The following is a 19,171-nucleotide window of genomic DNA, read 5'->3' on the forward strand; positions in this document are numbered from 1 at the left end:
GCCGGCTATCGATGGCGAGGGAATGCGATGTTCCGTTGGTTTGAATCCCTGATTCCGGTGTTTCCGCCCATTGACGGGCGCATGCCGCCGCGCACCGTGGTGCCGTTCTACCTGCACTACCTGCGACCGGTGTGGCCGGTGCTGCTGGCCACCCTGATCGCCGGTCTGCTGCTGGCGCTGGTGGAAGTGGCGATGTTCGATTTCCTCGGCCGCATCGTCGACATGGTCGCCGAGCAGCCTGGCGCGGACTTCTTCCAGCGCCATGCCGACACCCTCGGCTGGATGCTGTTCATCACCGTCATCGCGCGCCCGATCCTGGTCGGCCTGCACAACCTGCTGGTCAACCAGGCCATCGTGCCGGGCCTGAGCAATCGCTCGCGCTGGCTGATGCACAACTACGTGGTGCGGCAGAGCCTGAGCTTCTTCCAGAACGACTTCGCCGGCAGCATGGCCAACCGGGTGATGCAGACCGGTACCTCGCTGCGCGAGTCGGCGGTGCAGATGGTCGATTCGCTGTGGTACATCGTGGTCTACACCGGCACCGCGCTGTACCTGTTCGCGCAGGCCGACTGGCGGTTGATGGTGCCGCTGATCCTGTGGCTGCTGGCCTACGTGGTGATCATGATCTACTTCGTGCCGCGCGCGAAGGAACGCGCCTGGATCGCATCGGAGGCGCGCTCCAAGGCGATGGGGCGCATCGTCGACGGCTACACCAACATTCCCACGTTGAAGCTGTTCGCCCATGGCGGCCGCGAGCAGGCCTATGTCGCCGATTCGATCCAGGAGCTGGCGGTCAAGCACCGCGCGCAGACCCGGATCACCACCGGCATGGACCTGACCATCGCCATCGTCAACGGGTTCCTCATCGCCGGTACCTGCGGCCTGGCGTTGTGGTTGTGGAACGGCGGACACATCACCGTCGGCGCGATCACTCTGGCGACCGGTCTGGTGATCCGCATCCACAACATGTCCGGCTGGATCATGTGGACCATCAACGGCATCTTCGAAGACATCGGCACCGTGCAGGATGGCATCACCACCATCGCCCAGCCGCTGACGGTGCAGGACCGCGAGGATGCGGTGCCGCTGCAGGTGACACGTGGCGGTGTGCACTTCCAGGATGTCCATTTCCATTACGGCAAGAAGGGTGGCGTGATCGCTGGCCTTGAGCTGGTGGTGAAGCCGGGTGAGAAGATCGGTCTGGTCGGCCCATCCGGTGCCGGCAAGTCGACGCTGGTGAACGTGCTGCTGCGGCTGTACGACCTGGAAAGCGGTCGCATCCTGATCGACGACCAGGACATTGCCTACGTCACCCAGGAAAGCCTGCGCCAGCAGATCGGTGTGGTTACCCAGGACACCTCGCTGCTGCACCGTTCGATCCGCGACAACCTGCTGTACGGCCGCCCGGATGCCAGCGACGAGCAGCTGCGCGCGGCCGTGGCCAAGGCGCGCGCGGAAGCCTTCATCGATACGCTGGTCGACGGCGAAGGGCGTCGTGGCTACGACGCGCACGTCGGCGAGCGCGGCGTGAAGCTGTCCGGTGGCCAGCGCCAGCGCATCGCCATTGCCCGCGTGCTGCTGAAGGATGCGCCGATCCTGGTGCTGGACGAGGCCACCTCGGCGCTGGACTCGGAAGTGGAAGCGGCGATCCAGGACAACCTGGACGAGCTGATGGGTGGCAAGACGGTGATCGCGATCGCCCATCGACTGTCGACCATCGCCCGCATGGACCGGCTGGTGGTGATGGACCAGGGCCGCATCGTCGAGACCGGTACCCATGCCGAGCTGATCGAGGCCGGTGGCCTGTACGCGCGCTTGTGGGCGCGGCAGACCGGTGGGTTTGTCGCCGCCGAGCAATGACCGCCCCCCGGACGATGGATGAGCAACAGTAGATCCACGCCACGCGTGGATGCCGTACAACACAGATGAAAACGGCCCGGGTCTCCCCGGGCCGTTTGCGTTCAACTCACATCCGACCGATCACTCGATCGGCTGGTCCAGCATCAGTTGGCGTGCGAAGCGCACCGGCGGGGCGCCGTAGGACAGCATCTGGTCGTGGTAGGCCTTCAGGTTGAACTTGTCGCCCAGCTTGTCCTGCATCGCCTTGCGGGTGTCGAAGTGTTCCTGTGCACCGACGAAGTAGGTCGGCAGCTGTGCCGAGGTCAGCTGCGCACGCACCCACTTGCCCGAGGCTTCGCTTTCCTGCTGGAAGGCGTCGTGGGTCATCAGGTGCATCGCCTTCTCGCGATCCCAGTTGTCCACGTGCACGCCCTGGTCGAGGATCGCGTTGGAGATCGTGCGCAGGTAGAACTTCAGTTGCACCAGGTGGAACAGCGGATCGTTGTTGAGATAACCCTGCTCCTGCATCATGCGCTCGGTGTAGACCGCCCAGCCTTCGGCGAACAGGCCCGAACGCAGCACGGCACGCAGGGTGGAGGGGAACTTGGCCGAGTGCCAGCCTTCCAGGTAGTGGCCCGGGGTGCCTTCGTGGATGCTCAGCAGGTGGATCATGCGCGAGTTGTACTCACGCAGGAACGAGTCAACCTGCTTGTCGTTCCAGTCGTCGGGAATCGGCGACACGGCGTAGAAGGTCTTCAGGTTCTTGTCCAGCGGGCCCGGCGAATCGCAGTAGGCCACGGCCACGCCACGCTGGAATTCCGGCATCAGGATGATGTCCACCGGCGCGTCGGGCAGGGTCATCAGGTCGTGCTCGCGGACGAACGCGGTGGACTGCTCCAGTGCGGCCTTGGCATCGTCGACCACCTTGTCGCGCGCCGGCTTGTCAGCGTAGGCCAGCTCCAGCGCGGCCTCGATCGCCTTCTGCTGCTGCTCGTCGCTCGGCTGCGCCGGCATGTCCGGTGCGCCCGGCTTGTCCTTCAGCACGGTCTGCGCGATGCCGTACATGTCCTCGCGCACGCGCTTCAGTTCGGCGCGCGCACGCTCACCGATCTCCTGCCGCGACAGCGAGGAATTCAGCGCGAACTTCAGCTTCTGGTCGTACTTTTCCGCACCGATGCGGAAGTCGCCCTTGGCGTTCGGCACCAGGGTCTTGTCCAGCCAGGTCTGCTGCTCGTCCACCGCCTTCTTCAGGCCATCGATGGCGGCCTGCAGGCGCTGCTGATCGGCCTGCGGCAACTCGCCGATGTGCGGGGTGATGAAGGTATCGACGATGCTGAGAATGCCCTTGTTCTGCTTGGCCACGGTCTCGGCATGGATCTTCGGCACGCGTGCCGGATCCAGGTTCTCGCGGGCCTGGGCGAAGATCGCCGGCAGCTTTTCCATACGCGCGGTGGCCGACTTCAGGCGCTCCGGCAGCGGCGCGAACTCGCGCGCCATCAGGCCGTAGATCGCGCTGCCGGCAATGCCGTTGTACAACTGCGGGTCCCACTTGCCGGACTGCATCACCTCGGCATTCCAGATTTCCGACTGCAGCTGGTTGCGCAGGATCGCGGCATCCACCTGGTTCTCGCGGCCGAGCTTGGCCACCTCGATCTTGTCCAGTTCGCCCAGCAGGCCCTTGTAGGCGTCCACGGTCTTCTGCTGGCCGGCCGCGCTCAGGTCGTCGATCTCGCTGTCATAGCGGTGGTCGCCGATCTGGGTGGCGCTGACCGGGGACAGCTGCATCCAGGTGTCCAGGGCACGCTTGGACAGGTCGGCGAAGGCGGCATCGACCGCCGCATCACCGGCCTGCTGGCTGGCGGCCGGGGTGGAACCGTTGGTCGGGGCATCGGCCGGCTGGCAACCGGCGAGGGCGGCGACGAGGGCGAGGGCAAGAAGATGCGGGCGCATCGGCATTCCTGTACGGGGTCAATCCCTGAGCATAGGCCCCCGGGGCTGCTTTGTCCCCGTGCCATAGGATTACCATGGGCATACACAAGGACCCTCCAGCGGAGCGCAGGACATGGAATACCAGGGAAGCTGCCATTGCGGCAGGATCGCATTCACTGTGCAGGCTGATGCACCCATCAGGGACGTCATCGACTGCAACTGCTCGATGTGTCGCCGCCGCGGCAGCCTGCTCTGGTTCGCCCCGCGCGAGGCGTTCCAGCTGGGCACCGATGTCGCCGACGTGGCGACCTACCAGTTCAACACCCACAACATCGATCACCATCACTGCCGCGCGTGCGGCACCGCGCCGTACAGCGAGGCGGTGGACCCGCGCAGTGGCCTGCCGATGGTGGCGATCAACGTGCGCTGCCTGCCACAGGTCGAGCTGGGTGGATTGTCGATCACCTCGTTCGACGGAGCTTCGCGATGACGGCGCGCCGCGTGTGGATGCGCGTGGTGATGGCGCCGGCATTGCTGCTGGCGCTGGCGGCCTGTGCCAAGAACGGTGAGCGAGCGCAGGAGGCCGGTGCAGTCGCTGCCGATGCCGATGCCGCTGTCGCTTCGCCGGAAGGCGCCTTCCTGGCCTATGAGCACGATGTGCAGGTGCAGCTGGAAGCGGCGCAGATCGCGCCGCGCATCCAGCAGGTCGCGCAGGCCTGCCAGAACGCGAAGTTCGGTGAGTGCGCGGTGCTGCAGGTGGATCAGCGCAGTGGCGAACAGCCCAGTGGCGAGGTCAAGGTGCGCATCGCGCCGAAAGGCGTGGAATCGCTGATCGGCCTGGCCGGCGAAGGCGGCACGCTGCAGGCGCGCAACACGCGTGCCGAGGACCTGGCGCAGCAGGTGGCCGACACCGCGCTGACCAAGGCACGCCTGGAGAAGGAGCACGCGCGGCTGCTGTCCTACCAGGACCGCGGCGATCTGAAGATCGAGGATCTGATGGCGATCACCACGCGCCTGTCGGAGATCGAGGCGGGTGTGGAGCAGGCCAGCAAGGACGCCGCCCAGCAGCGCAGGCGCATCGATACGCAGCTGGTGACGATGCATTTCGATACCACCTCGGGCCAGCGCAGCCGCAGCGAGATCGGCGAAGCCTTGAGCGAGTCCGGCAGCATTCTCAGCACCAGCGTGGCATTCCTGATCCGTGCCGCGGCGGCATTGCTGCCGGTGGGTCTGGTGGCGCTGGTGATGGCCTGGATCGTCCGTGCGCTGATCCGTCGTCGCCGCCGCAAAGCCTGATCGACACCGAGCGATGCGCTCGCCGGTCGTGGACCGGCGCTACCGAGGTGCCTCGAGCATCGGGTAGCGCCGGGCCATGTCCGGCGGACGCTCAGCCTTCGTCGGTCTCGTACTCGACGAACACATCCAGTTCCAGCGCCAGTTCCTGCACCGCATCACGCACCTTCTGCGCAGTGCTCTCGTTGCCCACTTCCACTTCCAGTTCGTGGGTACCCGGGCCGATGTCGTCGGACAGCCCGGCCGAGCTGGAATCATCGTCGTCCATGTGCGGCATCAGGTCGTCGGTCTCTTCGACGTGTTCGATGCCTTCCAGGCCGAGCAGCAGGTCGCTGATCGCACGGGCATCGTCTTCGGTTCCGGTAATTCGCAGTCGCAGCAGGGCCATGGCAGAAGCACGTTGTGGGGTTGGCCTGCAGCCTAGCCAGCGCCGGGCAAAGATCGGGTGAGGGCGCAGTCAGCCGGGTGTGCTCGGGCGCCCCAGCAGGCTGTCGGGCAACGCGGGAACCGGCGTGCGTTCGTCCTGCGCCTGGCCCAGCAACCAGTCGATGAACAGCCGCGCGGCAGGGCTGGGCGGCCGTCCTTCGGCATGCACCACGTAGTACGCGTAGCGTGCCTTCAGTGCAGGGCCTGGCAGGCGCACCAGCTCATAGCGCTGCAGATAGGGCTGGGCGACGTGGGTGCGCGCCAGCACCGCGCCCATGCCATACACCGCCGCGCGCATCGCGTCGGTACTGTCGGCGAAGGTGTGCATCGCCGGCAACGGCGACGGCGGGCGCACGCCGGCGTGGCGGAACCAGTCACGCCAGCCCTGTGGTGACAGATCACTGAGCAGCGGCAACTCGGCGATGCGTGCCGGATCTTCCAGGGCTTCGACACCGGGCAGCGCCGGGGACGCTACGGGAAAGAGGTTGTCGTCCATCAGGTGCTGCGCGTGCAGTCCGGGCCACTGGCCCAGTCCATAACGGATGCCCACCTCCGGGCCGTTTTCGTCGTAGCGGTCCAGGCCACTGCCGGTGTGCAGCTCGATGCGGATGTGTGGATGGGCCTGGGTGAAACGCGGCAGCCGTGGCAACAGCCAGCAATACGACAATGAGCGCAGCGTAGCGATCCGCAGCGGCACGCTGTCAGCGTCCGGCTGCAGATGGTGGGCGACGGCGGCGACATCGGTGAACGCGGCGCTGGCGGCGTCGGCCAACTGCCGGCCCTCGGCCGTCAGGCGTACCCCACGCGCATGGCGCAGGAACAGGCGCGTGGCCAGCACCTCTTCCAGACGACGCACATGGTGGCTGACCGCGCTGGCGGTCAGATGCAGTTCCTGCGCCGCCTGGGCGAAGTTCTGATGGCGCGCGGCGACCGCGAAAACGGCCAGCGCAGGGAGCAGGGAAGGGCGCAGCAGCATGTCCAGCCTCAAGCCATATTTGTGGCTGGCAGCGATACTACGCGCTTGTGCAGCGGGCGTCTGCGGCCGATCCTGTGTGGCCAGACCAGCGCCACGTTGACGGACGGACACAGAAGATGAATGCGATATCCCAGGCGACCGAGCGTGATTGGCGCACACCGCTGGAATTGACCCTGCTCGGCGCGATCTGGGGCTGCTCGTTCCTGTTCATGCGCGTGGCGGTGCCCTCGTTCGGTCCGTTCGCCCTGGTCGAGGTGCGGCTGGTGCTGGGCGCACTGGTGCTGCTGCCGTTCCTGTGGCGCGCCCGCGCGCAGTTCCCGCCGCGCCGCTGGTTGTGGCTGGCACCGATCGGTCTGGTCAATTCGGCGTTGCCGTTCGTGCTGTTCGCGTACGCCGCAGAGCGTGCGCCGGCTGCCATCGGTGCGATCTGCAATGCGATGACCGTGCTGTTTGCCGCGTTGATTGCGTTCCTGTTCTTCGGCGAGAAGATCGGTGTGCGCCGTGCGGGTGCGCTGCTGGTCGGCTTTGCCGGCGTGGTGGTGCTGGCCACGGCCAAGATCTCGGGCCTGAGCATTGGTACCGCGGTGCTGGCCGGTGCGGCGGCGTCCCTGCTGTACGGCCTGGGCGTGAACCTGGTGAAGCGGCACATGACCGGTCTGCCTTCGGCCGCTGCCGCCGCTGCCACGTTGTCGTGCGCCTCATTGTGGTTGTTGCCGATGGCGCTCACGCATCTGCCGCAGGGCCCGATTCCGGGCAAGGCATGGGGTGCGGCGATCGCACTGGGCGTGGTCTGCACCGGATTCGCCTTCCTGATGTTCTATCGCCTGATCGGCCGCATCGGCCCGTCGCGTGCGTCAACGGTGACCTACCTGGTTCCGTTGTTCGGTGCTGCGTTCGCTTGGTTGTTCCTGGGCGAAGCGGTGACGGTGCAGATGTTGATTGCCGGTGCGTTGATTCTGGGCAGCGTGGCGGTCAGCCAGAAGGGCTGAGGCTCATTGGCGCCCACGCATCGGTAGCGCCGGGCCATGCCCGGCGAGCCCTTTTCCGCGGCTGCGGGGAGGTGTCACTTTCTTTACTCGTGCAAAGAAAGTAACCAAAGAAACACGCCGCCACACCGCGAGCCGCCGTGCTTCGCACGTCGGTGCCCTGCGCTCCTCGGTCCGCCGAGGGACGGCGCGGGAACTCGCTGCGCTCAGACACCCGCGCCTCTTCGCCCTCGCCGGACCTGCGGTGCTCGGCTCGCTCAAGGCGGACCCAGATCAAAGGCCACAGCTGCACCCAGTATATCCACGCCATGCGTGGAGGCATTTGCTGTTGATCTTGACCTTTCAGTCCGTCTTGAGCGAGCCGAGCATCGCAGGGGACCGACGTACGAAGCACGGCGGCTCGCGGCCGGCGGAACGTTTCTTTTGGTTACTTTTCTTTGCGTACAAAGAAAAGTAACGCCCATGAACGGTGAAGCACCTTCAGCACGCGCCACGCGCAGAACCCGCGACGGCCTTACTTCACCGGCACCGGAATATTGCACAGGTCGATATGCCCGGCCGGGCGCTTGTAGAAATCATCCACGCGGTTGCGCCGCGCTTCGACCGTATCGGCGAAGGTCTTCGAGTCGGTGCGCAGCACCTGGATCGGCGTACGTTCGGCCACAGGTACATCACTGACGCGACGGATCGACATGATCGGCGTGCGCAGCTTCGGATCCGTGTAGAAACCCATCGGTGCCGGTCCGCGCGGGATCGCGCTGAGCAGTTCCATGCCCTTCAGCACGCGGCCGACCAGGGTGATGTTGCGGTCCAGCTGGCGCGGCGATTGGCCGGTCACCACGTAGAGTTCTGCACCGATGCTGCTGTCTTCCTCGTTGCTGCGGCCCGCACCCAGCATGCCGTAGCAGTGCGCCAGCCAGGCCTTGCCGGCCTGCGGGTCCTGACCGACCGGGAAGCCGTCGACGAAGCCGGTCTGCGCTGCCCAGCCATCGCGATCCGGCAGCACGCTCACCTTCAAACCGGTATTGGCACGCTCGAACTCGGCTGGCAGCTTGCGCGCGGCGCTGCCGAACGGCTTGGCCTTGGCTGCATCGTCGGCGTCGGCATCGCCGAACTGCACCACGAAGTTGTCCTGCGAGCGGTAGATGCTGGTGCCGTCCCAGAAGTGCTCGTGGGCGAAGGTCTGGATGTTGCCGACATGGCGCGGGGCGAACTGCGGCGCCAGCTCGATGATCACCCGCCCGGCCGGCAGGTCCATGTAGAGCAGGTTGGCCGGGTCCGGCGTGCGCCAGTCGCTGGCCGCCGAAGCATCGAGGATCTGCTGCGGGCTGCGGTAGGGCGTGGCCGCGCTGGCGAGTGCGGGCAGCAGGCAGGCCAGGGCGAGGGTGGTCAGGGCAAGGCGGCGACGGTGCGGCATGGGATCCCCGGAACATGAACGAGGCCTCGATTCTGCGCGAGCCGCACGGCCTCGCCAACCGGCAGAGTGACTAACGACACATTCGCTATAGCGGACTTCGCACTACTGTTGACTTCAACGTAGTGGAGGGCCGGTCATGTCCGAAGACGATGTCCACCTGAAGAAGTTCCAGAAGGAGCTCAGCGCCGGCACGGTCTCGTTGGCCCTGCTGGCGGTGCTGGCCCGCGCCGGGGAGCCGCTGTACGGCTACCTGATCGCCAAGGAGCTGGAGCGCGTGGGCGAGGGCGTGCTCAGCGGCAAGCAGAGCGCGCTGTACCCGGTGCTGCGCAACCTTGAAGGCGCCGGCCTGCTGGAGAGTCATGTGGAGCCATCCAGCAGCGGGCCGCCGCGCCGCTACTACCGCATCAACGCGCGTGGCCGGGAGGTGCTGGAGCAATGGCGCCAGGCCTGGCGTGACACCCGTGATTCCGTCGATTCCGTGTTGGAGGGGATACCGCAATGAACGACCTGAACCTGGCAGGCAACAGTCTGCCCAGCACCATTCCGCAGTACCTGGCGCAGTTGCGTGCGGCACTGGACGGTGCCGATCCGGCGATGGTGCAGGACGCCCTGTACGACGCCGAGGAATACCTGCGCTCTGAACTGGCAGCGCAACCCGGCCGCAGCGAAGCCGAGGTCATCGCCGATGTCGCCGGCAGCTACGGTGCACCGGACGAGGTGGCGGAGATCTATCGCGAAACCGAGCTCACGGTGAACCGCGCGCTGCGTACGCCGCGGGCCGACACGGGCCCGGTGCTGCGTGCAGCGGCCGAGGCCAGCGGTGCTGCACCGGCGGCGCAGCCGGCAGTCCCCGCGCAGCGTTCGCTGCTGGCGCGCTTCTTCGGCGTGGTGACCGACCCGCACACCTACGGCGCGCTGTTCTACATGCTGTTGTCGCTGGCCACCGGCATCTTCTTCTTCACCTGGGTGGTCACCGGCCTGTCGTTGTCGCTGGGCCTGCTGATCCTGATCATCGGCGTCCCGTTGACCGTGCTGTTCTTCGGCTCGGTGCGTGGGCTGGCGTTGCTGGAAGGGCGGCTGGTGGAAGCGCTGCTGGGTGAGCGCATGCCGCGCCGGCCGCAGTACACCGACCGCAGCCGCAGCTGGCTGCAGCGTATCGGCGACATGTTCACCGATGGCCGCACCTGGCTGACCCTGCTGTACTTCGTGCTGATGCTGCCGCTGGGCATCATCTACTTCACGATCGCGGTGACCCTGCTGTCGCTGTCGCTGGGTTTGATCTGGGCGCCGGTGGCGGCGATCTTCAGTGGCGATATCCCCGGCATCTACATCAACGACGTGAACGTTCTGCCTATGGCGGCCTCGCCGCTGGTGGCCATCGTGGTTGCAGCGGTGGGCGTGTTGCTGCTGCTGCTGACGATGCACCTGGCACGCGGCATCGGCAAGCTGCACGGAATGCTGGCCAAGAACCTGCTGGTGCGGTTGTAAAGCGGGAATCCACGCTTGGGTAGGTGCCAACCTTGGTTGGCACGATGCCGCCGGCATCGGGATTCACGGCAGAGCGCCAACCAAGGTTGGCATCTACCGGAAGCAGGGCGGGTTACCCCGCCTTGCGGCGCAGCGGGGTGACGTTGCTCTTCTTCTTCGTCGCCTTCGCTGCCGGGGCTTCGGCATGCGCGGCGAAGAAGTCACGCACCTTCGGGTAGACCACTTCGCGCCAGCGACGGCCGCTGAAGATGCCGTAGTGGCCCGCGCCTTCGACGATGAAATGCTCGCGGCGGTCAGCAGCAATGCCGGTGCACAGCGACTGCGCCGCTTCGGTCTGGCCGAGGCCGGCGATATCGTCCAGTTCGCCTTCAATGCTCAGCAGCGCGGTATCGCGGATCGCCGACGGATCGACCTTTTCACCGTTGACCACCCACTCGCCACGCGGCAGCAGGAAGTCCTGGAACACCACCGAGATGGTGTCCAGGTAGTACTTGGCCGGCATGTCCAGCACGGCGTTGTACTCGTCGTAGAAATTGCGATGCGCGTCGGCATCCTCCAGGTCGCCCTTCACCAGGTCGGTGTAGAAATCCCAGTGCGAACTGAAGTGGCGGCTGGGATTCATCGACAGGAAGCCGGCGTGCTGCAGGAAGCCGGGATACACGCGGCGACCGGCACCGGGATAGCTGGCCGGCACGGTGTGGATGACATTGTTCTCGAACCACGACAGCGGGTTCTGCGTGGCCAGGTTGTTGACCGCGGTCGGGCTGCAGCGCGCATCGATCGGGCCGCCCATCATCACCAGCGTGCGCGGCGTCGGTTCACCGCGGCTGGCCATCAATGACACCGCGGCCAGCACCGGTACGGTCGGCTGGCAGACACTGACCACGTGCAGGCGCTCGACACCGAGATGGCGGATGAACTCCTGGATGTAGGCGATGTAGTCGTCCAACCCGAACTCGCCTTCGCTGCCGGGCACCATGCGCGCGTCGACCCAGTCGGTCACGTACACACGGTGGTCGCGCAGCAGCGTGCGCACGGTGTCGCGCAGCAGCGTGGCATGGTGGCCGGACAACGGCGCCACCACCAGCACGAACGGCTGGTTGAGCATGGTGTGCAGCTGGTCGGCTTCATTGCTGTGGCGCTTGAAGCGCAGCAGCTTGCAGAACGGCTTGCTGAGTTCCTCGTGCACCACGATCGGCACGCGCTCGCCCTCGACCTCGATTTCGTTGATGCCCCACTCGGGCTTCTCGTAATCCTTGCCGATGCGATGGAACAGCTCATTGACCGCCGCCAGGCGATCAGCGCCGGGCATCTGCGACCACCAGTGTCCCTGGTTGGCGAAGAACTTGGCGTTGGCCTGGGCCTGGTGCACCCAGGGGGCGAGCAGGTTGCGGGTCAGTTCGTGCAGTTGATAGAGCATGCCGACCGAATATGTATGGTCTTATGTTGCCGCGCAGCATAGCGCATCCAACTGTCCCGGACGTTAAGCGCACTCAATGGGCGGTATTCAGCGGGCGGCCTGCTCCAGCGCGGCAGCTTCACCGGCCAGTGCTGGTCCCAGCCAGAGGTGGGACCCGACCGCCTGCAGGCCTTGGCGCGTCAGCTCGCGCCGGTACCAGCGGGCCGGACGTGACTGGAAACCGTCATGGTCGCCCTCGAATTCATCTTCGGCAGCGAAGGTCTCCAGGAACGCCACGCCTGCGGTCAGCTCGGCGACACCGGCCAGGCCCGCGCGCAGTTCGCGGTTGGGCACGTAGTGCATCACGTCCGAACAGACCAGCAGATCGACCGGGGCGCAGGGCCGCAGCCAGGCGAAATCGCCAAAGCTGGCGAGGTGCAGGTTGCGGGTCCGACCGTAGCGGCGCACAGCGTACTCGCTGCTGTCGAAACCGAGGTATTCGACCTTCGGACGCAGTTTCAGCAGCGGCGCGCGCCAGGCGCCTTCGCCGCAGCCGATGTCCAGCACGCTGCGGATCGGCCGTTCCAGGTAGTACTCGGCCGTGGCCACGGCGAGGGCGACCTTGCGCGCCAGGCGCGCGCTGCCACCGATATCGGCGCGGCGGTACCAGCGTTGGAAGTAGGCGGCGTCGTAGGTCTTGTCCATGGCGGTCCGGTGCAGTCGTGAAATCGGCGCCTATCGTACGGTGTTGCAGCACACCATGCGTCGATGTGTCGCGGCGGTTGCACGTGGGGTGGCCTCGCCACGACATGCGAGAATGACGGACATCCACGCCAGCCGCCGGAGCGAGCGCATGCAGAGCTACTACTGGGTCAAGACCTTCCACATCGTGTTCGTGGTGGCGTGGATGGCCACGGTGTTCTACCTGCCGCGCATCCTGGTGAACCTGTCCGAGACGGCGGGGCAGCCGGCGGTGGTCGAGCGCCTGCAGCTGATGGGCATGCGCCTGTACCGCTTCGGCCATTCGATGTTCGGCCTGGCGTTCGTGCTCGGCCTGGTGCTGTGGCTGGGCTACAAGGTGATTCCGGATTTCCCGACCATGGTCGCTCCGGGCGGTGCGGGCTGGCTGCATGCCAAGCTGGGCTTGGTGGTGGTGCTGCTGGCGTACTTCATCTGGATCGGGCGCCTGCTCAAGGGTGTGGCCAAGGGCAGGGCGCTGCCATCCTCGCGCGCGCTGCGCTGGATCAACGAGATTCCGTTGCTGGCGTTCATTCCGATCGTGTGGCTGGTGCTGGCCAAGCCGTTCTGAGATCCCGCATCCCGCGCGTTCGAACATGTCACTTTCTTGCTCGTGCAAGAAAGTAACCAAAGAACACGCCGCCTAACGCGAGCCGGTGCTACGCACCGGTTCCCTGCGCTTCTCGGTGAATCAGGGGGCGGCGCCGAACTCGCTGCGCTCAGACACCGGCGCCTCTTCGCCCCTGATTCCCCTGCGATGCTCGGCTCGCTCATGGCGGACCCCAACGTCAACAGCCGCAGCTACCCAGTAGATCCACGCCATGCGTGGATGCCGTCAGGGCGCAAACAAAAGAGCCGGGCGTCTGCCCGGCTCTTTGCGTATCCGACGTCAGGAAACGATCACGCCGCTTCGTACGTGCCGTAGCTGCGCAGGCGCTTGTAGCGCTGCTCCAGCAGCTCTTCGGTGGACAGCGCATCCAGCGCTTCCAGCTCGTTCAGCAGCACGGCCTTCAGGCGCTTGGCCATCTGCGTCGGGTTGCGGTGGGCGCCGCCGGTCGGCTCGCGCACGACCTTGTCGACCAGGCCCAGGCCCTTCAGGCGCGGCGCGGTCAGGCCCAGCTGCTCGGCAGCATCCTTGGCCTTGCCGGCGTCCTTCCACAGGATCGAGGCGCAGCCTTCCGGGGTGATGGTCGAGTACACCGCGTATTCCAGCATCACGGTGCGGTCGCCCACGCCCAGCGCCAGCGCGCCGCCGGAGCCGCCTTCACCGATCACGGTGCAGATGATCGGCACCTTCAGCTCGGCCATCTCGATCAGGTTGCGCGCGATCGCTTCGGACTGGCCGCGCGACTCGGCGTCGATGCCCGGCCAGGCGCCGGCGGTATCGATCAGGGTCAGCACCGGCAGGCCGAAGCGCTCGGCCATCTTCATCAGGCGCAGCGCCTTGCGGTAGCCCTCGGGCTTGGGCATGCCGAAGTTGCGCTTGATCTTTTCCTTGGTGTCGCGGCCCTTCTGGTGGCCGATGACCATCACCGAGCGACCATTGATGCGGGCCAGGCCGCCCATGATCGCCTTGTCGTCAGCGAAGGCACGGTCGCCGGCCAGTTCCTGGAACTCATCGCAGATGATGCGGATGTAGTCGGCGGTGTACGGGCGCGACGGGTGGCGTGCCAGCTGCAGCACCTGCCACGAGGTCAGGTTGCGGAAGATCTGTGCGGTACGCACGCGCAGCTTGTCCTGCAGCGCATGCACTTCGGCCTCGACATTGACCGCCGGCCCGGCACTGGCGTTGCGCAGTTCCTGGATCTTGGCTTCCAGGTCGGCGATGGGTTGCTCGAAGTCGAGGTAGTTCGGATTCATCGGAAGCCGTCGTGTAAAGAAGAGGGGAATTCTAGCCGAATGCGCAGGAACGGCCCGTACGCCTTCGTCTGGAAACCGACGGTAGCGCAGTGGGGGCCAGCGGCGCCAGTCGGGCCGCCGGCCGCCGGTTCAGGGCAGGACCAGCGCGCTGCGGGCCATTTCGGTGCTGCGGATCGTCACGAAGTCGTTGTAGGCCTGGTTGGCCGCCACCGGCAGCTTCGCGCCCAGCGTCATGGTGGCGTGGGTGAAGGCCATCTGCGCCTGGAAGTCTTCCTTGCGCAGGGCCTTCTGCTCGCTGGCCGTGGTGGCCTTCAGCCAGCGCGCATAGATGTCGCGCACGGGACCGGCATGGGCCTCGAAGGCCGGGTCCAGCGCGGGCAGCGCGGGCGCCGGTTGCAGCGTGTAGGCGGGTGCCACGTAGCCGGCGGGCTGCTCGCGCTTGTAGGCCCCGGGCTCGCCCATGCCGGCCTCGACATAGGCGATGAAGTCCGGCGCGGTGAAGATCTTGGTGCTGATCCTGCCGCCGGTCGAATCGACGTGGGCAACCACCTGCTCCTCGGGGAACGGCTCGCGCACGCCGAAGTTCCAGGTCTTGTCGATGAACAGGCCGTGGTGCTTTTCGAACGGTCCCTTGAACTCGACCCCACCCAGCTCGATGCCCAGGCCGCTGACGCCGAAGTTTTTCAGCTTGTCCTCGCCGGTCACATAGATCTCGCGCGCGGTCACGTATTCGCTGAGGCTGGGGTTGATCAGTCCGCCGCGGCCGTCGGCGTAGACGATGAAGCGCACGTCGCCCAAGCGGTCGGTATGCAGCTGATGCTCACCGGCAGCCAGGCTGATCGGCCGCGACGCGTGCGCGGCCACCGGCAGTTCCTTGCCATCGATGCTGATCGCCAGCGGCGCATCGGTCGGGTTGTCGATCTCGAAATCGACCTTGGAGGAACAGCCGGCCAGCGCGAGCGCGGCCACCATCGGCAACAACAGGTTCTTCATTGCGGGCAATCGTCCTTGACGTATGCAGCGGGAAAACAACAACGGATCCGGGGCCAGCCTCAGCTGGCCCAGGGCGGGCTGTAGCGCACCTTCAGCGTGCGCACCGCCGGCTCGGCGCGCAGCGCCTCCATCAGCTTGGAATCGACGCGCACCGCGCTCTGTCCGGAGACATCGAGCATGCCGGCGATGCCGCCATCGGGTCCCTTCAGCAGCAGGTCCAGGCGCAGGGGCGTGCGGCCGGGGCGATGGCGGTCGAGCAGGGCATCGATGCGCTCCCACACCGGCCGCTGCTGGCGCAGGTCCAGCCGCAGCGACAGGCGCGTGGCGTAGTTCGCACAGACCTCGTCGAAGTCCCAGCACTGGCGGATGCGCAACGCGAAGCCGCCATTGAATTCGTCTTCGCGCAGGCCGCCCTTGACCACCAGGATCCGGTCCTTGGTCATCAGGTGGCCGAACTCGGCCATGGCATCGGAGAACGCGCTGCATTCGACGCGGCCCCGACCATCTTCCAGCTGGATGAAGATCTGGCTCTCGCCCTTGCGGCGCACGCCGACCACCTGGCCGGCAAGCACGGTCTGCACTTCCGGGCGCCAGCGCTTCTCGCCGCCGCCACTGTTGCTGTTGGCGCTCCAGATCTTTTCCACCGAGCCCAGATCGGTACCGACCAGATCGCGCACGTCATCGCGCCAGGGATCGAACGGGTGGCCGCTGAGGTAGAAGCCCAGCGTGTCGCGCTCGCCGTTGAGGCGCTGCAGCAACGGCCATTCGTCGGTTTCCTGCAGCTCCAGGTGGATGGCCTGCACGCCCGGCTCGGGGCCGCCGAACAGCGAGTTCTGGCCGGACGCGCGCTCGCGCGCCATCTGTTCGGTGGCCTTGATCACTTCCGGCAGCTGCAGCATCAGCGAGGCACGGTTGTGGCCCAGCTCATCCAGCGCACCGCAGTTGATCATGGCTTCCAGCGTGCGCCGGTTGAGCTTGGCCGAACCGATGCGGGTGCAGAAGTCGAGCAGGTCGGTGTAGTCGCCGCCGCGCAGGCGCTCGTCCACCACCGCTTCGCAGGCCCCCTGGCCGACGCCCTTGATCGCACCCAGGCCGTACTGGATCGTGTCCGGCGTGGCCGCTTCAAACATGAAGGCGGACTGGTTCACCTTCGGCGGCAGCACGGTCAGGCCGAGGTTGCGTACCTCGTCCAGGAAGCCGACCACCTTTTCGGTGTTGTCCATGTCCGAAGACAGCGTCGCGGCCATGAACTCGGCCGGGTAATGGCGCTTGAGCCAGGCCGTCTGGTAACTGACCAAGGCGTAGGCGGCGGCGTGCGACTTGTTGAAGCCGTAGCCGGCGAACTTCTCCATCAGGTCGAAGATCGCATCGGCCTTGGCTTCGCCGACGCCGTCCTTGGCCGCACCTTCGCGGAAGATCTCGCGGTGCTTGGCCATTTCCGCCGGCACCTTCTTGCCCATCGCACGGCGCAGCAGGTCGGCGCCGCCCAGCGAGTAGCCGCCGACGATCTGCGCCATCTGCATCACCTGCTCCTGGTACACCATGATGCCGTAGGTGTCGCGCAGGATGCGCTCGGTGCGCGGATCGGGATACTCCACGTCTTCGCGCCCGTGCTTGCGGTCGACGAAGGAGGGAATCAGGTCCATCGGGCCGGGGCGATACAGCGACACCAGCGCGATCAGGTCTTCGAAACGGTCGGGCTTGGCGTCCTTCAGCAGGCGGCGCATGCCCGAGGATTCGAACTGGAACACCGCACCGGTATTGCCCGAGGCGAAGATGTCCTTGTAGGTGGGCGCATCGTCCAGCGGCAGCTGGGTGATGTCCACCGGCGGAATGCCGGCGCGCTCGTGGCGCTTGTTGATCGCCTTCACCGCCCAGTCGATGATCGTCAGCGTGCGCAGGCCGAGGAAGTCGAACTTCACCAGGCCGACTTCTTCAACGTCGTTCTTGTCGAACTGGGTGACCGGATTCTTGCCGCGGCCCTCTTCATCGTGTTCGGCGAACAGCGGGCAGAACTCGCTCAGCGGCTCGGGCGCGATCACCACGCCGCCGGCGTGCTTGCCGGCGTTGCGGGTGAGGTCTTCCAGCTGCCGCGCCAGGTCGATCAGGTCGCGGACATCGTCCTCGCTCTGGTAGCGCTGGATCAGCTCGGGCGAGGCCATCTCGCTGTCCTTGCCCTCACCCATCGCATCTTTCAGCGAGATGCCGAGGATGTTCGGGATCAGCTTGGCGACACCGTCGACCAGGCCATAGGGGAAGCCGAGCACGCGGCCGGAGTCGCGCACCACCGCCTTGGCCGCCATGGTGCCGTAGGTGATGATCTGGCTGACCCGCTCGCGGCCATACTTGCGCGCGACGTAGTCGATGACTTCGTCGCGACGGTCCATGCAGAAGTCGATGTCGAAGTCGGGCATCGACACGCGTTCGGGGTTGAGGAAGCGCTCGAACAGCAGGTTGTACGGCAGCGGGTCCAGATCGGTGATCTGCAGCGCCCACGCCACCAGCGAGCCGGCACCGGAACCGCGGCCCGGACCGATCGGGATGCCCTGCGCTTTGCCCCACTGGATGAAGTCGGCCACGATCAGGAAGTAGCCGGGGAAGCCCATCTTGATGATGGTGTCCAGCTCGAACTCGAGGCGGTCGCTGTAATCCTGCGCGGTCATGCCGGGCGCGATGGGATTCTTTTCCAGGCGCGCGGCCAGGCCCTTGCGCGATTCGCTGCGGATCCAGCTGTCCAGCGTCTCCTCGTCGGGCACCGGATAGTCGGGCAGGAAGTAGGTGCCCAGGCGCATCTCGATGTTGCAGCGCTCGGCCAGCGCCAGCGTGTTGTCGATCGCATCGGGGATGTCGGCAAACAGCGCGCACATCTCCTCGGCCGACTTCAGGTACTGCTGGTCGCTGTACTCGCGTGGGCGCTTGGGGTCATCCAGCACGCGGCCGGTGGAGATGCACACGCGTGCTTCGTGCGCGCTGAAATCGGACGGCGACAGGAAGCGAACGTCGTTGCTGGCGATCACCGGCAGGCCGCGCTGGCCGGCGGCCATCAACGCGAACTGGTTGAAGCTTTCTTCGCCATCACGGCCGGTGCGGGTCAGCTCCAGGTGCAGGCCATCACCGAACACGCGCTGCCAGTCGGCCAGCTGCTGTTCGGCCAGGTCATGCTTGCCATCCAGGGCCAGGCGCCCGGCCAGGCTGTCACGGCCGGCCAGGGCGAACAGGCTGGCGTTGCCGGCCTTCAGCCAGTCCGGGTGCACGGCCACGCCGCCCTCGGGGCGATGGCCTTCCATCCAGGCGCGGGTCAGCAGCCGCGACAGGCTCAGGTAGCCTTCGCGGTCGCGGCACAGCAGCGTCATCCGCCACGGGTCCTGGCCTTCCTCGGCGATCATCACGTCGGCGCCGGCGATGGGCTTGATGCCCACACCTTCGGCAGCCTTGTAGAACTTGACCAGAGCGAACAGGTTGTTGAGGTCGGTTACCGCCAGCGCAGGCAGGCCGAGTTCGACCGAGCGCGACAGCAGGTTGGCCTGCTTGGCTTTTTTCGGGTCAGCCTGGTCCGGCTTGGCCGGCACGCGGATGGTCGAGTCCGCCAGCGAGAACTCGGTGTGGACGTGGAGATGTACGAAGCGGGAGTTGGACATGCCGGACCAGGTTGGAGCGCGCAGGCCCCGGGTGCAGACGCGGGAATCGTCGCCGGGGTCGGGAAGCGCTGGAGTGCCCGGTCAGGGTAGCGAGGGCAGGGGGTGGCGACAAGCTCTTGACATGCCCGGGAAGACGGCCGGGTTCAGGCGTGCTGGAGGCCGCCTTCTGTAGAGCCGAGCCCATGCTCG

Annotated in this window: 16 protein-coding genes; 7 read left to right on the top strand and 9 right to left on the bottom strand. The window is 66.3% G+C overall.

The annotated features are described in order from the left end of the window. Positions 1-27 precede the first annotated feature (27 nt). Positions 28-1,860, top strand: coding sequence for a multidrug efflux ABC transporter SmrA (gene smrA / locus HFK18_RS02400; RefSeq protein ID WP_180164138.1), 1,833 nt, complete (start codon positions 28-30; stop codon positions 1,858-1,860). A gap of 120 nt (positions 1,861-1,980) precedes the next feature. Here smrA and HFK18_RS02405 read toward each other — a convergent pair whose 3' ends face one another. Next, entirely contained in the window at positions 1,981-3,789 is a 1,809-nt protein-coding gene (locus HFK18_RS02405) for a DUF885 domain-containing protein (protein ID WP_180164140.1), read from the bottom strand. A gap of 112 nt (positions 3,790-3,901) precedes the next feature. Here HFK18_RS02405 and HFK18_RS02410 point away from each other — a divergent pair, with 112 nt between their 5' ends. Both HFK18_RS02410 and HFK18_RS02415 read left to right on the top strand, forming a co-directional pair. Beyond that, a complete protein-coding gene (locus tag HFK18_RS02410) occupies positions 3,902-4,258 on the top strand; it encodes a GFA family protein (protein ID WP_099821450.1) in 357 nt (118 codons plus the stop codon). Continuing rightward, positions 4,255-5,064 (top strand): DUF4349 domain-containing protein, encoded by an 810-nt coding sequence (locus HFK18_RS02415; protein WP_180164142.1) that lies wholly within the window; start codon positions 4,255-4,257, stop codon positions 5,062-5,064. Before HFK18_RS02410 ends, HFK18_RS02415 begins: the two co-directional genes overlap by 4 nt. 91 nt (positions 5,065-5,155) lie before the next feature. Here HFK18_RS02415 and HFK18_RS02420 read toward each other — a convergent pair whose 3' ends face one another. Beyond that, complete coding sequence (locus HFK18_RS02420) at positions 5,156-5,449, bottom strand: hypothetical protein (RefSeq protein ID WP_025877698.1); 294 nt, start codon at positions 5,447-5,449, stop codon at positions 5,156-5,158. A gap of 69 nt (positions 5,450-5,518) precedes the next feature. Then, positions 5,519-6,463: a LysR substrate-binding domain-containing protein gene (locus tag HFK18_RS02425; protein WP_099821447.1), complete on the bottom strand. Its 945-nt coding sequence runs from the start codon at positions 6,461-6,463 to the stop codon at positions 5,519-5,521. A gap of 116 nt (positions 6,464-6,579) precedes the next feature. On the opposite strand from HFK18_RS02425, the gene HFK18_RS02430 reads away from it, so the two are divergent. After that, positions 6,580-7,452, top strand: a complete 873-nt coding sequence (locus HFK18_RS02430; RefSeq protein ID WP_180164144.1) for a DMT family transporter — start codon at positions 6,580-6,582, stop codon at positions 7,450-7,452. A gap of 511 nt (positions 7,453-7,963) precedes the next feature. Here HFK18_RS02430 and HFK18_RS02435 read toward each other — a convergent pair. After that, positions 7,964-8,866: a peptidylprolyl isomerase gene (locus HFK18_RS02435; protein ID WP_180164146.1), complete on the bottom strand. Its 903-nt coding sequence runs from the start codon at positions 8,864-8,866 to the stop codon at positions 7,964-7,966. A gap of 136 nt (positions 8,867-9,002) precedes the next feature. On the opposite strand from HFK18_RS02435, the gene HFK18_RS02440 reads away from it, so the two are divergent. Both HFK18_RS02440 and HFK18_RS02445 read left to right on the top strand, forming a co-directional pair. After that, positions 9,003-9,368 carry a PadR family transcriptional regulator gene (locus tag HFK18_RS02440; protein WP_089239815.1) on the top strand — a complete coding sequence of 122 codons (366 nt, stop codon included), beginning with the start codon at positions 9,003-9,005 and terminating at the stop codon, positions 9,366-9,368. After that, on the top strand, positions 9,365-10,354 hold the full coding sequence (locus HFK18_RS02445) for a sensor domain-containing protein (protein WP_180164148.1): 990 nt from the start codon (positions 9,365-9,367) through the stop codon (positions 10,352-10,354). The genes HFK18_RS02440 and HFK18_RS02445 overlap by 4 nt, the downstream gene beginning before the upstream one ends. A 112-nt stretch (positions 10,355-10,466) precedes the next feature. Here HFK18_RS02445 and phaZ read toward each other — a convergent pair whose 3' ends face one another. Together phaZ and HFK18_RS02455 are read right to left on the bottom strand one after the other, a co-directional pair. Beyond that, positions 10,467-11,774, bottom strand: coding sequence for a polyhydroxyalkanoate depolymerase (phaZ, locus tag HFK18_RS02450; protein WP_100464249.1), 1,308 nt, complete (start codon positions 11,772-11,774; stop codon positions 10,467-10,469). Positions 11,775-11,861: 87 nt separating this feature from the next. Next, positions 11,862-12,458: a class I SAM-dependent methyltransferase gene (locus tag HFK18_RS02455; protein WP_089239821.1), complete on the bottom strand. Its 597-nt coding sequence runs from the start codon at positions 12,456-12,458 to the stop codon at positions 11,862-11,864. A 148-nt stretch (positions 12,459-12,606) separates the two neighbouring features. Here HFK18_RS02455 and HFK18_RS02460 point away from each other — a divergent pair, with 148 nt between their 5' ends. Beyond that, the gene (locus HFK18_RS02460) at positions 12,607-13,062 is read left to right on the top strand and encodes a CopD family protein (RefSeq protein WP_025877688.1); all 456 of its coding nucleotides are present in this window, start codon (positions 12,607-12,609) and stop codon (positions 13,060-13,062) included. Between the two features lie 329 nt (positions 13,063-13,391). Here HFK18_RS02460 and HFK18_RS02465 read toward each other — a convergent pair whose 3' ends face one another. From HFK18_RS02465 to dnaE, 3 genes are all read right to left on the bottom strand, one after another. Then, a complete protein-coding gene (locus HFK18_RS02465) occupies positions 13,392-14,351 on the bottom strand; it encodes an acetyl-CoA carboxylase carboxyltransferase subunit alpha (protein ID WP_180164150.1) in 960 nt (319 codons plus the stop codon). Positions 14,352-14,480: 129 nt separating this feature from the next. Beyond that, complete coding sequence (locus HFK18_RS02470) at positions 14,481-15,344, bottom strand: hypothetical protein (protein ID WP_180164152.1); 864 nt, start codon at positions 15,342-15,344, stop codon at positions 14,481-14,483. 59 nt (positions 15,345-15,403) lie between these two features. Further along, on the bottom strand, positions 15,404-18,982 hold the full coding sequence (gene dnaE, locus HFK18_RS02475) for a DNA polymerase III subunit alpha (RefSeq protein ID WP_180164154.1): 3,579 nt from the start codon (positions 18,980-18,982) through the stop codon (positions 15,404-15,406). Between the last annotated feature and the right edge of the window lie 189 nt (positions 18,983-19,171).

This window comes from Stenotrophomonas sp. SbOxS2 (assembly GCF_013416715.1).
Lineage (GTDB): Bacteria > Pseudomonadota > Gammaproteobacteria > Xanthomonadales > Xanthomonadaceae > Stenotrophomonas > Stenotrophomonas lactitubi.

Excerpts from the sequence above, each read along its gene's own strand:
- smrA (WP_180164138.1), top strand. The coding sequence starts at position 28 with ATGTTCCGTTGGTTTGAATCCCTGATTCCGGTGTTTCCGCCCATTGAC.
- HFK18_RS02405 (WP_180164140.1), bottom strand. The coding sequence starts at position 3,789 with ATGCGCCCGCATCTTCTTGCCCTCGCCCTCGTCGCCGCCCTCGCCGGT.
- HFK18_RS02410 (WP_099821450.1), top strand. The coding sequence starts at position 3,902 with ATGGAATACCAGGGAAGCTGCCATTGCGGCAGGATCGCATTCACTGTG.
- HFK18_RS02415 (WP_180164142.1), top strand. The coding sequence starts at position 4,255 with ATGACGGCGCGCCGCGTGTGGATGCGCGTGGTGATGGCGCCGGCATTG.
- HFK18_RS02420 (WP_025877698.1), bottom strand. The coding sequence starts at position 5,449 with ATGGCCCTGCTGCGACTGCGAATTACCGGAACCGAAGACGATGCCCGT.
- HFK18_RS02425 (WP_099821447.1), bottom strand. The coding sequence starts at position 6,463 with ATGCTGCTGCGCCCTTCCCTGCTCCCTGCGCTGGCCGTTTTCGCGGTC.
- HFK18_RS02430 (WP_180164144.1), top strand. The coding sequence starts at position 6,580 with ATGAATGCGATATCCCAGGCGACCGAGCGTGATTGGCGCACACCGCTG.
- HFK18_RS02435 (WP_180164146.1), bottom strand. The coding sequence starts at position 8,866 with ATGCCGCACCGTCGCCGCCTTGCCCTGACCACCCTCGCCCTGGCCTGC.
- HFK18_RS02440 (WP_089239815.1), top strand. The coding sequence starts at position 9,003 with ATGTCCGAAGACGATGTCCACCTGAAGAAGTTCCAGAAGGAGCTCAGC.
- HFK18_RS02445 (WP_180164148.1), top strand. The coding sequence starts at position 9,365 with ATGAACGACCTGAACCTGGCAGGCAACAGTCTGCCCAGCACCATTCCG.
- phaZ (WP_100464249.1), bottom strand. The coding sequence starts at position 11,774 with ATGCTCTATCAACTGCACGAACTGACCCGCAACCTGCTCGCCCCCTGG.
- HFK18_RS02455 (WP_089239821.1), bottom strand. The coding sequence starts at position 12,458 with ATGGACAAGACCTACGACGCCGCCTACTTCCAACGCTGGTACCGCCGC.
- HFK18_RS02460 (WP_025877688.1), top strand. The coding sequence starts at position 12,607 with ATGCAGAGCTACTACTGGGTCAAGACCTTCCACATCGTGTTCGTGGTG.
- HFK18_RS02465 (WP_180164150.1), bottom strand. The coding sequence starts at position 14,351 with ATGAATCCGAACTACCTCGACTTCGAGCAACCCATCGCCGACCTGGAA.
- HFK18_RS02470 (WP_180164152.1), bottom strand. The coding sequence starts at position 15,344 with ATGAAGAACCTGTTGTTGCCGATGGTGGCCGCGCTCGCGCTGGCCGGC.
- dnaE (WP_180164154.1), bottom strand. The coding sequence starts at position 18,982 with ATGTCCAACTCCCGCTTCGTACATCTCCACGTCCACACCGAGTTCTCG.